Genomic DNA, 13,711 nt, shown 5'->3' with positions numbered 1-13,711 from the left:
GCCGGCGAAGCGGCCGGAATGATCCGAGCGAGGGGGATAAGCAGTCGTGACGCGTTGGATTCGCAGGCAGTTGTCGTCGCTGTCGGGCGTAGGATTGGTTCTGGGAACGCTGCTTTTCGCAGCTGCTCTGACGCCGACCCTCGTGCCGCGCAGCTATCTCACGCAGGGCGCGCTCGCCGGCATCTGCTTTGCGATCGGCTATGGCCTCGGCGTGCTGTCGCGACAGCTCTGGCGCTATCTCGAACTGCCCAAGCCGTCCGACCGACTGCGGCGGCCAACCAATGCCGTGGCCCTTCTGCTGTCCCTGCTGATCGCACTGCTCTTCCTGTGGAAGGCGGCGGAATGGCAGAACTCCGTCCGCGCCGTCTTCAACCTGCCTCATCTGCCGAGCTCGCACCCGACCAAGCTCTGCCTCGTGGCGTTCGCGACCTTCGTGCTCGCGCTGGTCATCGCGCGCCTGTTCAAGCGGCTGGCCGGCTGGCTGGTCGGCATCATCAGGCGTTTCATACCACCTCGGCTCGCCACAGCGATCGGCGTCGGCCTGGCAGCGCTGCTGTTCTGGTCGCTGGCGAGCAACGTGCTGGCGAGCGCGGTCTTCCGCGTGCTGGATTCGTCCTATCGCGAATTGGATGCCCGGCTCGAACCCGAGCGTGCGCAGCCGACCGATCCCAAGAAGACCGGCAGCCCGGCCTCCCTCGTCAGCTGGCGAGAACTCGGCCGCGCCGGCCGCGAGTTCATCGCCGCCGGGCCGAGCGCCGAACGAATCGGAACGCAGACCGGGCATCCTGCCCAGGAACCGATCCGGGTCTATGTCGGACTGCGGGGCGCCGAGACGCCGGAGGCGCGCGCGAAGCTGGCGCTGGAAGAGCTCAAGCGCGTCGGCGGCTTCGCGCGTTCGACGCTCATCGTCGTCACGCCGACCGGCACGGGCTGGGTCGACCCCTCGGCGATGAACGCGCTCGAATATCTTCGCGATGGCGACGTCGCCAGCGTCGCGGTGCAGTACTCCTATCTCAGCAGCCCCCTATCCTTGCTGACCCAGCCCGAATACGGCGCCGAGACCGCCCGCGCGCTCTTCCGCGAGATCTACCGCCACTGGACGGCGCTGCCACACGATGCGCGTCCGAAGCTCTACCTGCACGGCCTCAGCCTCGGGGCGATGAACTCCGAGAAATCCGCCGAGCTGTTCGAGATGATCGGGGACCCGATCGACGGCGCGCTCTGGAGCGGCCCACCCTTCGAAACCCCGGGCTGGCGCTCGATCACCGAGGCCCGCAACCCCGGGACGCCGCAATGGCTCCCGGAATTCCGCGACGGGCGCGTGGTGCGCTTCATGAACCAGAACGGACCGACCGTCCCGGCGGATCGCCCGTGGGGGCCGATGCGGCTGGTCTATCTCCAGTATGCGAGCGATCCGATCGTCTTCTTCGACTACCGGGATGCCTACCGGCAGCCGGCCTGGATGCAGTCGCCGCGTGGCCCCGACGTTTCGGCCGAGCTGCGCTGGTACCCGGTCGTCACCATGCTGCAGCTGGCGCTCGACATGGCCGTCGCGACAAGCACCCCCATGGGCTACGGGCATGTCTATGCGCCGGAGCACTATGTCGAGGGCTGGACGGCCGTCCTCGGCACCGGGCGCTGGTCGGCGGAGCAACTGGCGGCCCTGAAGCAGCATCTGGCGGCGCAGGCCAGAGCTCCGGCCGGCGCGGATGCATCCAAGGACAACGCCTATGACAACAGGGGCGGATAGGGTTGCAGACGAGCACAAGCATAATTGGGGCTTGATCCCGATCGCGTTTGCGGCTGTGCTGTCGAAATCGCTACCGTATCTCTGGCCAGGGGGCCGCCAGGACGCCGATGAACGCCGAGCGATCAGCCGCTGCAAGGTCGATCGCCCGGCAATGCTCCTTTAGCCATCGCGCAGCCGCTCGCCTGACACCACGACGCATCGCTTCGACTTTGACTGCACCGTGATGGAGGACCGATGAGACAGATTGGGTTTAGGGCCGGCGGTGCTGGTTTCGGGGTCGCGTCTCTCGGTGGGAGCGTTCTGGTGGCGCTGCTGCTGGCGGGCTGCGGCGGTGGCGAGGGGCTCTCGCCCCTGGCGAGCGCGACGCAAAGCGCCCCGGCACCGACCAATGTCACCCGTGACGCCCTTATAGGGCGCTGGGGGATCGCCTCCTTCCACACGGAGAAGGACCGCAAGCGCACCGAGTCGGAAGCGCGGGCGCAGTGCAACCAGCCCTACACGATCGCCAAGGGTGCCGGCGACGGGGTGATGATGCATGTCGCCGATGACCCCAAGCCCTATGAGCTCAGGCTCAAGGCCGGGGCTGGCGGCAGGACCTTCCTCGGCTTCGAGGCGCCGGCAGGCGACCCGCAGGACCGCGAGCTGCTCTCGGTCAAGCCGAACGAACTGGTGATGCGCTTCGTCGATCCCGATGCGCACCGGCGTTACGGCACCTTCATCTTCATCCGCTGCCGCTGACCGGAGCTGACGAGACATGATCCTCTCCCGCAAGACCCTTCCCGGTTTCGTCGCGGCCGGATTCGTTGTGACGGCCCTGCTTGGCGGCGCCCTGGCGCAGCCTCGCCCGCCTGGCGCGATGAAGGAGACGATGGAGATCGGCGACGAACCCGGCCGCGTCTCCACCGAGGAGGTCAGCATCACCGACGGACCCTATGCCCGCCAGATGGTGCTGTTCCGCTCCAGCGAGCCGGCGGGCACGGTCGTGATCCATTCGGGCGAGCGTTTCCTCTACATCGTCCAGGGCAATAACCGCGCCCTGCGCTACGGCATCGGCGTCGGCCGCGAGGGCTTCACCTGGTCCGGACAGGTCCAGGTCAGCCGCAAGGCCGAGTGGCCGGACTGGCGCCCGCCGCCGGAGATGCTGCAGCGCCAGCCCTATCTCCCGCGCTTCATGGCCGGCGGCCCCGGCAACCCGATGGGCGCGCGCGCCCTCTATCTCGGCTCGACGGTGTTCCGCATCCACGGCACCAACCAGCCCGAGACCATCGGAGAGGCGATCTCGTCCGGCTGCTTCCGGCTCGCCAACGGCGACATCGTCGATCTCTACGAGCGCGTCCCGCTCGGGACCAAAGTGATCATCCGCCACAAGGCTACGCTGTGACCGGCGCCATCGGCAGCCACATCCTAAGGGGGAAGAATGCGATGTCGAAGGCCTCATGGTTTCGCCTGCCCGGCCTTGCTGCCGGAGCTGCGCTCGCAGCCGTCCTCGTCACGCCGGCGATGGCCGGCACGCTCGATACGGTGAAGCAGCGCGGCACGCTTCAATGCGGCGTCAGCGAGGGCGTGCTCGGCTTCTCCGCCAAGGACGCGCAAGGCAACTGGAGCGGCTTCGACGTCGACTTCTGCCGCGCCGTCGCAGCCGCGATCCTCGGTGATCCCGGCAAGGTCGCCTTCACGCCGCTCTCCGCCAGCGAGCGCTTCGACGCGCTGAAGGCCAGCAAGGTCGATCTGCTCGCACGCAACTCGACCTGGACGCTCGGCCGCGAAGCGGAGCTGGGGCTCGCATTCGCGGGTATCACGTATCATGACGGCCAGGGCTTCCTGGCGAAGCGCTCTTTGAAGGTCGACAGCGCACTGTCCCTCGACAAGGCGAAGATTTGCGTCGAGGCCGGGACGACGACACAGCTCAACCTCGCCGACTTCTTCAAGGCCAATTCCATGACCTATGAGGAGAAGGTGTTTCCGAGCGCAGCAGAGGCCTTTTCAGCCTTCGAGGGCGGCCAATGCGATGTGCTGACCCGCGACCAATCGGCCCTGCACGGCGAGCGCGTCCGGCTGGCAAAGCCCGCCGAGGCGATCGTGCTGCCGGACGTGATCTCGAAGGAGCCGCTCGGACCTGTCGTGCGCTCGGACGACTTCCCCTGGTTCAACGTGGTGAAATGGGTGAACTTCGCCCTGGTCAACGCGGAGGAACTCGGCATCGCCACCGCCAATGTCGACGAGGCCCTGAAGTCGCAGAAGCCCGATGTGCGTCGCTTCACCGGCGCCGAAGGCGGCTTCGGCAAGGCGATGGGGCTTGATGCCAACTGGGCGGTCCGCGCCGTCAAGGCGACCGGCAACTACGCCGAGATCTACGAGCGCAACCTCGGCACCGGCTCGAAGCTCGCCATCCCGCGCGGCCTCAACCAGCTCTGGAGCATGGGCGGCGTGCTCTACGCTCCGCCGCTCCGCTAAACGCCGGGCGTCTCGGATAGCTCGATCGGGCGTCGCCGAATCTGGCGACGCCGTTCCGGCGCGGGGTCCGAAAGCCGATCGATATCAGATCTTTAGGGGAGAGGTGGTGGGGGAAGCAGGACTCGAACCTGCGAAGGCATAGCCAGCGGATTTACAGTCCGCCCCCTTTGCCGCTCGGGACATTCCCCCGCCTGCGCCCTCGATCGGCTCAGCGAGCCGAGGGCCACCGATATGTCACTTTCGCGACGACCGGCAGGCGCGGCCGGACTTATGGTGACCGGGCCGCGCCCTGTCAACGGCAAAACGACCGGAGGCGCGAATTCGTTGTGAGGCGCCCATGAGCCGGAATTCGCTCAGGCCGCGGTGCCGAGACGCTTCAGCATGAAATCGATGCGGGCTTCGACGCTGTCACAGGGCAATTCGACGAGATCGTAGCCAAAGCGCGGATAGGTCCGGGCCATGGCCTCGCAGGCCCGCTCGGCCTCCGCGAAATCCTGCCTCCGCTCCGCATCCTGCCCGAAGATGTCGCGCCAGGGCGGAGCGATGAAGACGGTGCTGCGATAACGGAAGCGCTGCGCCGCCTCCTCGAGAGGCTCAGGCACCGGCAGGCCACACAATGCGAGATAGCCTGCTATATCGGGCAGGCCCCGGTCGAAGAACACCAGCCCGGCCTGCCGGCGCGCTTCGTCATGACTGCGCAGATCCGCCGCGAGCATCAGCCCGGCGAATGCAGCACGGTCTTTCCAGGGCAATCCCTCGCCGCCGATCGCTTGCTGCTCGCGGATGATCGCCCGGCCGGCCTCCGGCCGTGTGGCATGTCCGAGCCCCGCCAGCGCCTCGATCAGCGTCGTCTTTCCCGATCCGGGCCCTCCGGTGATCACGATCAGCCGGTCGGTCTCGCTTGTCATGATCTGTCCTTTCCTCTGAGATCCATCCTGGGAGATCCGCCTTGTTCGGGCGCTTCGCACTGGCCAAGCGCGCCGCGCCATGGCACGGCAATCCGGTGAATTCTGGAGAATGCGATGGCCCCGCCATTTCGCCCGAAACAAGCCCGGCCCGCGGGCGGCAGACCCGGCAACGCCCGCCGCACCGGTGCCCCGCCGCCGCATCGCCCCGGCGACATCGACGAGGCCGTGCTCTATGGCGTCCATCCCGTCGTCGAGGCCCTGCGCAACCCGCAACGCCATCACCGGCGCCTGCTCGCGACCGAGAACGGGCTGCGGCGCCTGGAGGAGCAGGTCGGCACGCTGCCGCTCGAGCCGGAGATCGTGCGCCCTTCCGAGATCGACCGCCTGCTGACGCCCGATTCGGTGCATCAGGGCCTCTATCTCGTCTGCGATCCCCTGCCCTCGCCCGAGCTCGACAGCCTGCCGGACGATGCGGTCGTGCTGGCGCTCGACCAGATCACCGATCCGCATAATGTCGGCGCCATCCTGCGTTCGGCCGCGGCATTCGGCGCGGCAGCCGTCATCGTCACCATCCGCCATTCGCCGGCCGCGACCGGCGTTCTCGCGAAATCGGCCTCCGGAGCCTTGGAGCATGTGCCGCTCATCGCCGTGCGCAATCTCGGCGATGCGCTGGACACGCTGGGCGCCCGCGGCTTCCTGCGCATCGGCTTCGATTCGGATGGCGATGTCGCGTTCGACGATGTCGCGCTGCGGCGCCCCCTCGTCATGGTGATGGGCGCCGAGGGCAAGGGCCTGAGACAGCGCACGCGCGAGCTTTGCGACCATGTCGCGCGGCTCGAAGTGCCCGGCGCGATCACCAGCCTCAACGTCTCCAACGCCACGGCGATCGCGCTCTATGTCGCGAGTCGCCAGCCCTGACAGCCGTCAGCGGCGCGGCACCGTCAGCAGGAGCGCGCCCGTCTCGGCATGCGCGAAACGGCTGCGTGCACCGTCTCGCGCATCGTCGGCACCGGCGATCCGGATGACGCGAGCGGTTGGACGCGAGCGCGGGCCCTCGAGACGATAGATCGTCGGCTCCGGCGTGGGCGAGGGCCGGATGCCGGCTCGCGGCATCAGGTTCTCGAAGGCGTATGGATCGATCGGCTTCGGTGCCTCGGCCTGCCGTTCGATGACGGTGACGCCGCCGGACGCCGTGTCGAAACCGGGCCAGGCCCAGGGATAGTCGAAGCCGCCCCAGCCCAGCTGGCGATGATGCCGGCCATAGGCCCTGCGATCCGCACCACGCCAGGGCCGGACGCCCGGGTGAGGATGGGCGAGGCCCGGCCGCCCGTGGCCAATGCCGACCGGCGCTGCGGGCCCGAAGCTGCGCCCGGCCGCGAACACGCTCGTCGACAGCGTGGCCGCGACGAAAAAACTGCAGGATAGGGTGATGGCAAGCCGCGGCATCGCGCGTCTCCTCGACCGCATCTCGTCAGGCCTCCCGAAGCCGAGTATAGTGGGTTTGCGCGTGCAGGAAAGCCACTGCTTTTCCACAGCTAACCGCCTCTCCCCGCCCCGCCGATAGTCTTAAGACGAACGGTGCAAGACCAAGTGCTTGATTGCCCTGCGACAATCAGGCGCGCAAACCTTCGGTCCAGGCTGGCATGGCAGGATTCGTCCTCCGGCCGGCAGCGCGCTCATCGCCACGTCAGAAACGCGAGACGCGCGGAACGAAGCGGCCGGGACATCCCGGCTTGGAAATTTCACCAGGGGAGACAAGCGCCATGAGCATGGCATCGCAGACATCGGGGTCGGCCGCAGCGCCGCGCCCGATGACCAAGGAAGAAAGGAAGGTCATCATCGCCTCGTCGGCCGGAACGGTCTTCGAGTGGTATGACTTCTACCTGGCAGGCTCGCTCGCCGCCAACATCGCCCAGACCTTCGTGCCCGGCGACAACGACACGGCGAAGTTCATCTTCGTGCTGTTCGGTTTTGCCGCCGGCTTCGCGGTGCGCCCGTTCGGCGCGCTGTTCTTCGGCCGCCTCGGCGACATGATCGGCCGCAAATACACCTTCCTCGTGACGATGACCGTCATGGGCCTCGCCACCTTCGTCGTCGGCCTGCTCCCGAGCTTCGCGACGATCGGCTATCTCGCGCCCACGGCCTTCATCATCTGCCGCCTGCTGCAGGGCCTCGCGCTCGGCGGCGAGTACGGCGGCGCCGCGACCTATGTCGCCGAGCACGCCCCGATGGGCCGCCGTGGCTTCTACACCTCCTGGATTCAGACGACCGCGACGGTCGGCCTGTTCCTGTCGCTGATCGTCATCCTCGGCCTGCGCCTCAGCATGTCGCCGGAGGCTTTCGCCGCCTGGGGCTGGCGCATTCCGTTCCTGCTCTCGATCATCCTGCTCGGCTTCTCGATCTGGATCCGTCTCCAGCTCGCCGAATCGCCGGCCTTCGTGAAGATGAAGGAAGAAGGCACGCATTCGAAGGCGCCGCTCCGCGAGGCCTTCGGCAACTGGGAGAATGCCAAGATCGGCCTCATCGCCCTGTTCGGCGGCACCGCCGGCCAGGCCGTCGTCTGGTACACCGGCCAGTTCTACGCGTTGTTCTTCCTGACGCAGACGCTGAAGATCGACGGCACCACCGCCAACCTGCTGATCGCGCTCTCGCTGCTCGCCGGCACGCCGTTCTTCATCCTCTTCGGCTGGCTCTCGGACAAGATCGGCCGCAAGCCCATCCTGCTCGCCGGCTGCCTGATCGCGGCGCTGACCTACTTCCCGCTGTTCACGATGCTCGCGAACACGGCCAACCCGAAGCTGATCGCGGCCACCGACAACGTGAAGCTGGTCCTCACCTCCGATCCGGCGCAGTGCGGCACGCTCTTCGACCCCGTCGGCGTGCGGACCTTCACCAAGCCGTGCGACGTCGTCCGCCGTACCCTGGCCACCAACTCGATCCACTACGATCTGGTGCCCGGACCGGCCGGCTCGCCGCTCAAGGCGACCATCAACGGTGCGGATGCGCCTGTCGGCGCTGCCGAGCTCGTCGCCGCCGCCCAGACCGCCGGCTATCCGAAGGCTGGTGACGCCACGATCCTGAAGACGCCCTCCATCGGCCAGGTGCTGACCGACGGCCGCGCCATGAAGGCAGTGGGCATCCTCTTCGTGCTCGTCCTCTTCGTTACGATGGTCTACGGCCCGATCGCGGCCCTGCTGGTCGAACTCTTCCCGACCCGCATCCGCTACTCCGGCATGTCGCTGCCCTACCACATCGGCAATGGCTGGTTCGGTGGCTTCCTGCCCCCGACGGCCTTCGCCATCGTGGCGGCCAGCGGCAACATCTTCTCCGGCCTGTGGTATCCGATCATCGTGGCGCTCGGCACCTTCGTGATCGGCCTGCTGTTCCTGCCGGAAACCAAGAACCGCGACATCCTGAAGTGATCATCGCCTGACGGCGATCCTGGCCCCGCCTCGGTTGAGGCGGGGCTTTTTCGTTTTAAGTACCCGGAAAGTCGGGGGGAGGCCGAGCATCGCGCTTGCCCTCGGGGCCATCCGCTGATAACCGCTGCACCGATTGCTTGCGCCGTCCGCGAGCGATCCGGTCCAGCCCCGAAACTGGACGCCACGGCGCCGGCGTAGCACAGCGGTAGTGCAGCGGTTTTGTAAACCGAAGGTCGGGAGTTCGATCCTCTCCGCCGGCACCAGCCATCCTTCGGGTAACCGACAAGCATCGCGTCGAGGAAGCGGGAATGGCAAAGCGAACGAAATCCAAAGCGCTCGACACCGAGTTCACCATGTTCGACGTCGTCTATGAGGATGGCTCCCGAACCTCCAACCGGCGGGTGCCAACCGCATTGCTCGGCGGCCTGGATGGGGACGAGCCTGCGCGCTCGACGATCATGGAACAGGACCAGGCGATTTCGGAGAAATCCGGCAAGCCACCCTTGGCAATCGCGACCATCATGAGGTCGGGCAAGGCGGTGGTCGAGCAGGATAACCGCAAGGATGACCGCAAGAAGCGCTCGGCATAATTGCGGGCTCCCAGTCGCGATGCGACCAAACAGGTTGGATCGATCTGCCTCGGCATCGGGAGCACCAGCGAGCCCGCCAGCCGGTACGGCCTCTTCCTGGCCAAGCATCAGCTTCCGCGTCACCCGAAGATGGCCTCGCAGCTCTCGCTGTGCGGGCCGTTCGGTCTCGACCAGCTTCCTCGCATAGCCCGACAGGCGCCCACAGGCCCCTGGAAGCGCGTTAGCGAAGTTGCACCTTCGAGAACTCGTCGCGCGTTTTCTCGCGGCCGCGCGAAGATTAGAGCGCATCTCTCCCTTTAAATCGCGCGCGATGATCTGCTCAACGACAGAGCGCCCTTGGTCGGTCCCGCCCGCCTCGATCGCCCGTCCCCTCGCCCCGTAGGAGATGGATGTCTATCGCGCGCCCTTCCCGACTCGCGAAAGCCGGCTTCCGGTCTGGCGCCTGCCAAATGAACTGCCGATCGAGCGCAAGCCCGCCGATGTCTGGGACCGGCTGAGCGAGGCCCATCGCGCGCTCGCGGCCTCGACCTATCGCAAGGTGCTTTTCGCGGGCGAGCCCGGAGCGCTGGTTTCGCCGGCTTTCGGTGCCGCCTTCGCCGCAGGCCTGACGAACTGCAAGTTCGTTCTGCTCGGGGCTGGGCGTCACTATCTTCAGGAGGATCACCCCAAGGCCATCGCCGACAAGGTCGCCAGCGAGATCAGATCGATTACCGCGATCACCGGTCCGCTTGCTGGCGTCGCAGCTTGAGCTGACTGTGTGGGGCACTGCTGGGCAGGATTGACATCCATCCTGCTCTGGGAACGTTTTGGCGGGCGGAACGGTTATCCGCCTCGCCAGGCCCGGAGGCTTCGATGAAGGTCATCGCTCTCACGCTCGCTCTTGTGCTGAATGCGGGGATCGCGACCGCCCAGTCACGCCCCTCGACCGTCTCGCGCCCCTGCGCTGCGAGCCAGAGGGACGTCCAGACCCAAGGCGCCATCGTCCTCGGCACGGGCGGCTTCACCTATGACCGCTTCGTTCGCGACCGCAGCTTCTGCCAGTTCGACGAGGGGCTCGACCCGGCCTGGGTGCCGAGCCGCGACCGCGACGCCTGCTTTGTCGGCTATCGCTGCAAATCGCAGTCGCGCTGGTTCGATTGATCGCTGCGCCGCCGGCGGAACCTGAGCCACCAATCAACGTTCAGTGTTTGGGGTGACTGCCTTTTCGGGGGGAGGTTCGCATGCGCCGTTCTCTGCTCGTCGCCGCGTCCATCGCACCATTGCTGCTAGCCAGCGCCACGGAGACCTTGTCGCAACCTCGTTACGGAGGCGGCGGTTTTCGTGCCGGCGGATTTCATGGTGGCGGGTTTCATGGCGGCGGGTTTCATGGCGGCGGATTTCGCACCCATGGAATCGGAATGAGAGCCTATGGGGTGCGCCCCGGTTTCCAGGGCTACGGTTCCGGATGGCGCGGCGGATGGGGCGCGCGAGGCGGCTGGTACGGCGCCGGCTTTTATCCGCGCCGCGCTTGGGGCGGGTATTACCCCTACCGGCGCTATTGGGGCGGCGGCTATTATCCTTATTGGGGCGTGGCGTCCGGCCTCGCCACCGCAGCGGTGATCGGCGCCGCGGCCTCCTACCCCGCCTATGGGTATCCTGCCTACCCGGCTTACGAGGTTCTCCCCGCGGCAAGTGGTGGCCAGTGCAGCACGCCGGTGAAGATCTGCACGCTCTATGAGCCTGCTCCGCTCGGCACAGGCTGCTCCTGCAGGGTTCCCGGAGGCCGCGCTCGCGGCAGTGTCGAGCCCTGACCGGTCGGCTCGAACCCGCCTGCAACGCCGGCCGGAACAGATGGCTGGCCGGCAAGCATCATCCTGGGGTAGATGTCGGGTCGACAGAGCCGCCATCCCGCGGCCTCATCGCTGCTCGATCCCTATGCGAACCGGAATGGACGACCGGACTCATCTCCTGACATTGGCCGCGCGCTGCGAGACCTCCAGCAAGCCCACAAGGGAGCTGGATGCCGATATCTATGAGGCGCTCGGCTACATCGTGCGGCGCAAGCCGACGCGGCTTGCCACGCGCCGCACGCCGGCCGGCGGCATCTATCAGCACGGTTCCTTCTGGAAGACGCTCGGCGCCGTCAGCGCCGATATCGACGTGGCCGTTTCCCTGCTGCGGCAGAAGGCCCCCAGCTGGAGCTGGAGCCTGCAATGCCTCGCCGGCGATGATCCCATGGCTTTCCAGGCCCTGGTCGCCGATTGCTCGGGCCATGGCGTGATGGGTTCTCTCGCTCTGTGTGCGGCCATGCTGCGCGCCCTCGCCCGTCGCGAACCCGTTGCGCGGGCAGAAACGGAAACCGACCAGCTAGCGGCAGCGCCCGCATCGGCTTCCCGCCTCACGGAAACTTGACCCATGGGCAGATCATGGCGGTTGAACAGTCACTTCCCCTCGTTAGTTTGCCTGTGACTTGAGGGGAGAAAACCATGCATGACGTCACTATTTCACGCCGCGCCGCCATCGTCGGCGCGGGTGCTCTCGCTGCCGCTACGACCCTGGACCTTCCCGGGGTTGGTCTGGCCCAAGCCCAAGGAGTTCCCGTGAACCAAGCTCCCGGATTCTACCGCTACAAGGTCGGCGACATCACGCTGACCGCGATCAATGACGGCTTCGGCAAGCGCCCGCTCGAAGGCTTCGTTCGCAATGCCGAGCTGGCCGACGTCAAGAAGGCGATGGAGCAGGCCTTCCTGCCGCAGGATGCGCTGAACATCACCTTCACCACCCTCGCGATCCAGAGCGGCGGCAAGCTCACGCTGATCGACACCGGCAACGGCGATTCCGGCGCGCCGACATCCGGCAGCTGGATGACGAACTTCAAGGCCGCCGGCTTCGATCCGAAGGACGTCTCGACCGTGGTGTTCAGCCATTTCCACGGCGACCACATCAACGGCTTCCGGCTGAAGGACGGCAGCGCCGTCTTCCCGAACGCGGAAGTGATGGTGCCGGCCGCCGAATGGGCCTTCTGGATGGACGACGCCAAGATGAGCGCCGCCCCGGAGGCCATGAAGGGCGCCTTCGCCGGCGTACGGCGCGTCTTCGGCCCCGTCGCGAAGGATGTGAAGCAGTTCGAGCCGGGCAAGGAGATCCTGCCGGGCCTGACTCCGATCGCGGCGCCCGGCCATACGCCCGGCCACACCGTCTTCGCGCTCACCTCCGGCAACGGCAAGCTGATGATCATGTCGGACACGACCAATCATCCCGCGCTCTTCGTGCGCAATCCCGACTGGTCGGCGGTTTTTGACATGGACGGCCCCCAGGCCGCCGCCACCCGCCGCAAGCTGCTCGACATGGTCTCGGCCGACCGGATGCAGGTCGCCTTCTACCATGCGCCCTTCCCGGCCGTCGGCCACATCGCCAGGGACGGCAAGGGCTTCGAAATGGTGCCGGTGCAGTGGAGCCCGGCAATCTGACGGGCTTCGCCTCAGTCCTTTCGATCGAGGCCGGGCACCCAGCCCGGCCTTTTTCGTCCGAGGCTGCCGTTTTGAGACGGAACCACTCCGTCATTCCGGGGCGGACTGAAAGACCGAGCCCGGAACCCAGAACCGATGCCGCCTATCGCAAGCATGACCATCGCCGCGCCTTCATCACCGAGGGCACCGGTTCTGGGTTCCGGGCTCATCGCTGGCGCGATGCCCCGGAATGACGGCGCGGTTCCGTCCATAAACGGCGGGCTCGGGCGGGTTTTATCATCGGCGGAGTCTCGCGGCCTGCGCCCCGGTCGTGTTAAGCCTGCGCCCATGCCGCAAGGCCTGCCGCTTCAGGACACGCTATGACCGAACGTTTCGGCGCGATCTCCTTCGTCGCCAGCGATACCCCTGAAGCGCGGGCAGCGCTCGCCAAGCTGGTCGAGCGCTATGGCAATGCCGCTCCGGCCGAGGCAGACGTCGTCGTCGCGCTCGGCGGCGACGGGCTGATGCTGCAGACGCTCCACCGCTTTCTCGGAACGGGCAAGCCGATCTACGGGATCAATCGCGGCTCCGTCGGCTTCCTGATGAACGAATTCAAGGAGCGCGGGCTGCGCAAGCGGCTTGAAATGGCCGAGCGCAGTGTCGTCCACCCGCTCTCGATGGAAGCGGTCGACCGCAACGGCGTGACGGTGCAGTCCAAGGCGATCAACGAGGTCTCGCTGCTGCGCCGCTCCTACCAGGCCGCGAAGCTGCGCATCTCGGTCGACGGGCAGGTGCGGCTTTCGGAGCTGATAGCAGACGGGCTTCTGCTGGCGACGCCGGCCGGCTCCACAGCCTACAACCTCTCGGCCAACGGGCCGATTCTGCCGCTCGATGCGCCGCTGCTCGCGCTCACGCCGATCTCGGCCTTCCGGCCGCGCCGCTGGCGCGGCGCGCTGCTGCCGGACCATGCCAAGGTCTTCATCGAGGTGTTGGAAGCCGACAAGCGGCCGGTCAGCGCCGTCGCCGACCACACCCAGATCGACGAGGTCAGCTCCGTCTCGATCGAGATCGACCGCGATGTCGATCTCGTCATGCTGCACGACCCCGGCCACAGCCTGGACGAGCGCATCCTGCGCGAACAATTCGGCTACTGAGACCT

General features: G+C 66.9%; 15 protein-coding genes and 2 tRNA genes. 14 read left to right on the top strand and 3 right to left on the bottom strand.

Features of this window, described 5'->3' with window-relative positions:
- The first annotated feature begins 46 nt into the window (after positions 1-46).
- The 4 genes from AC2FAN_RS19170 to AC2FAN_RS19155 all read left to right on the top strand — a co-directional run bounded on the left by AC2FAN_RS19170 (position 47) and on the right by AC2FAN_RS19155 (position 4,204).
- The gene (locus AC2FAN_RS19170; protein WP_485175905.1) at positions 47-1,750 is read left to right on the top strand and encodes an alpha/beta hydrolase; all 1,704 of its coding nucleotides are present in this window, start codon (positions 47-49) and stop codon (positions 1,748-1,750) included.
- Positions 1,751-2,053: 303 nt separating this feature from the next.
- Positions 2,054-2,488, top strand: coding sequence for a hypothetical protein (locus tag AC2FAN_RS19165; RefSeq protein ID WP_265053853.1), 435 nt, complete (start codon positions 2,054-2,056; stop codon positions 2,486-2,488).
- A gap of 16 nt (positions 2,489-2,504) precedes the next feature.
- The gene (locus AC2FAN_RS19160) at positions 2,505-3,131 is read left to right on the top strand and encodes a L,D-transpeptidase (RefSeq protein WP_265053854.1); all 627 of its coding nucleotides are present in this window, start codon (positions 2,505-2,507) and stop codon (positions 3,129-3,131) included.
- 41 nt (positions 3,132-3,172) lie between these two features.
- Positions 3,173-4,204, top strand: a complete 1,032-nt coding sequence (locus AC2FAN_RS19155; protein WP_485175904.1) for an amino acid ABC transporter substrate-binding protein — start codon at positions 3,173-3,175, stop codon at positions 4,202-4,204.
- A 104-nt stretch (positions 4,205-4,308) separates the two neighbouring features.
- Here the strand turns inward: AC2FAN_RS19155 and AC2FAN_RS19150 are convergent.
- Together AC2FAN_RS19150 and AC2FAN_RS19145 are read right to left on the bottom strand one after the other, a co-directional pair.
- Positions 4,309-4,393, bottom strand: a tRNA-Tyr gene (locus AC2FAN_RS19150).
- Between the two features lie 164 nt (positions 4,394-4,557).
- Positions 4,558-5,112: an AAA family ATPase gene (locus AC2FAN_RS19145; RefSeq protein WP_485175903.1), complete on the bottom strand. Its 555-nt coding sequence runs from the start codon at positions 5,110-5,112 to the stop codon at positions 4,558-4,560.
- Positions 5,113-5,226: 114 nt separating this feature from the next.
- Here AC2FAN_RS19145 and rlmB point away from each other — a divergent pair, with 114 nt between their 5' ends.
- Complete coding sequence (rlmB, locus tag AC2FAN_RS19140; protein WP_485175902.1) at positions 5,227-6,030, top strand: 23S rRNA (guanosine(2251)-2'-O)-methyltransferase RlmB; 804 nt, start codon at positions 5,227-5,229, stop codon at positions 6,028-6,030.
- Between the two features lie 6 nt (positions 6,031-6,036).
- On the opposite strand, the gene AC2FAN_RS19135 is transcribed toward rlmB, so the two are convergent.
- Positions 6,037-6,558, bottom strand: coding sequence for a hypothetical protein (locus AC2FAN_RS19135; RefSeq protein ID WP_265053858.1), 522 nt, complete (start codon positions 6,556-6,558; stop codon positions 6,037-6,039).
- Between the two features lie 317 nt (positions 6,559-6,875).
- On the opposite strand from AC2FAN_RS19135, the gene AC2FAN_RS19130 reads away from it, so the two are divergent.
- The 9 genes from AC2FAN_RS19130 (at position 6,876) to AC2FAN_RS19090 (ending at position 13,706) form a co-directional block, all read left to right on the top strand.
- A complete protein-coding gene (locus AC2FAN_RS19130; protein ID WP_476805771.1) occupies positions 6,876-8,534 on the top strand; it encodes an MFS transporter in 1,659 nt (552 codons plus the stop codon).
- A gap of 188 nt (positions 8,535-8,722) precedes the next feature.
- A tRNA-Thr gene (locus tag AC2FAN_RS19125) sits at positions 8,723-8,797 on the top strand.
- A gap of 45 nt (positions 8,798-8,842) precedes the next feature.
- Positions 8,843-9,124 carry a hypothetical protein gene (locus AC2FAN_RS19120; protein WP_485175901.1) on the top strand — a complete coding sequence of 94 codons (282 nt, stop codon included), beginning with the start codon at positions 8,843-8,845 and terminating at the stop codon, positions 9,122-9,124.
- 385 nt (positions 9,125-9,509) lie between these two features.
- Complete coding sequence (locus AC2FAN_RS19115) at positions 9,510-9,872, top strand: hypothetical protein (RefSeq protein WP_485175900.1); 363 nt, start codon at positions 9,510-9,512, stop codon at positions 9,870-9,872.
- Between the two features lie 104 nt (positions 9,873-9,976).
- A complete protein-coding gene (locus tag AC2FAN_RS19110; RefSeq protein WP_485175899.1) occupies positions 9,977-10,264 on the top strand; it encodes a hypothetical protein in 288 nt (95 codons plus the stop codon).
- A 257-nt stretch (positions 10,265-10,521) separates the two neighbouring features.
- Positions 10,522-10,914, top strand: a complete 393-nt coding sequence (locus tag AC2FAN_RS19105; RefSeq protein ID WP_485175898.1) for a hypothetical protein — start codon at positions 10,522-10,524, stop codon at positions 10,912-10,914.
- Positions 10,915-11,050: 136 nt separating this feature from the next.
- Positions 11,051-11,515, top strand: a complete 465-nt coding sequence (locus AC2FAN_RS19100) for a hypothetical protein (RefSeq protein WP_265053864.1) — start codon at positions 11,051-11,053, stop codon at positions 11,513-11,515.
- Positions 11,516-11,703: 188 nt separating this feature from the next.
- The gene (locus AC2FAN_RS19095; protein ID WP_485175897.1) at positions 11,704-12,573 is read left to right on the top strand and encodes an MBL fold metallo-hydrolase; all 870 of its coding nucleotides are present in this window, start codon (positions 11,704-11,706) and stop codon (positions 12,571-12,573) included.
- Between the two features lie 359 nt (positions 12,574-12,932).
- Positions 12,933-13,706, top strand: coding sequence for an NAD kinase (locus AC2FAN_RS19090; RefSeq protein ID WP_485175896.1), 774 nt, complete (start codon positions 12,933-12,935; stop codon positions 13,704-13,706).
- Positions 13,707-13,711 lie beyond the last annotated feature (5 nt).

The organism is Allobosea sp. RIT-PG3_2, from assembly GCF_057321085.1.
Note: the sequence above shows the minus strand (reverse complement) of the source record. Positions and strands in the feature narration are given on the sequence as shown.

Coding starts and splice junctions, on each gene's coding strand:
- AC2FAN_RS19160 (WP_265053854.1), top strand. CDS start 2,505: ATGATCCTCTCCCGCAAGACCCTTCCCGGTTTCGTCGCGGCCGGATTC.
- AC2FAN_RS19155 (WP_485175904.1), top strand. CDS start 3,173: ATGTCGAAGGCCTCATGGTTTCGCCTGCCCGGCCTTGCTGCCGGAGCT.
- AC2FAN_RS19145 (WP_485175903.1), bottom strand. CDS start 5,112: ATGACAAGCGAGACCGACCGGCTGATCGTGATCACCGGAGGGCCCGGA.
- rlmB (WP_485175902.1), top strand. CDS start 5,227: ATGGCCCCGCCATTTCGCCCGAAACAAGCCCGGCCCGCGGGCGGCAGA.
- AC2FAN_RS19135 (WP_265053858.1), bottom strand. CDS start 6,558: ATGCCGCGGCTTGCCATCACCCTATCCTGCAGTTTTTTCGTCGCGGCC.
- AC2FAN_RS19130 (WP_476805771.1), top strand. CDS start 6,876: ATGAGCATGGCATCGCAGACATCGGGGTCGGCCGCAGCGCCGCGCCCG.
- AC2FAN_RS19120 (WP_485175901.1), top strand. CDS start 8,843: ATGGCAAAGCGAACGAAATCCAAAGCGCTCGACACCGAGTTCACCATG.
- AC2FAN_RS19115 (WP_485175900.1), top strand. CDS start 9,510: ATGGATGTCTATCGCGCGCCCTTCCCGACTCGCGAAAGCCGGCTTCCG.
- AC2FAN_RS19110 (WP_485175899.1), top strand. CDS start 9,977: ATGAAGGTCATCGCTCTCACGCTCGCTCTTGTGCTGAATGCGGGGATC.
- AC2FAN_RS19105 (WP_485175898.1), top strand. CDS start 10,522: ATGAGAGCCTATGGGGTGCGCCCCGGTTTCCAGGGCTACGGTTCCGGA.
- AC2FAN_RS19100 (WP_265053864.1), top strand. CDS start 11,051: ATGGACGACCGGACTCATCTCCTGACATTGGCCGCGCGCTGCGAGACC.
- AC2FAN_RS19090 (WP_485175896.1), top strand. CDS start 12,933: ATGACCGAACGTTTCGGCGCGATCTCCTTCGTCGCCAGCGATACCCCT.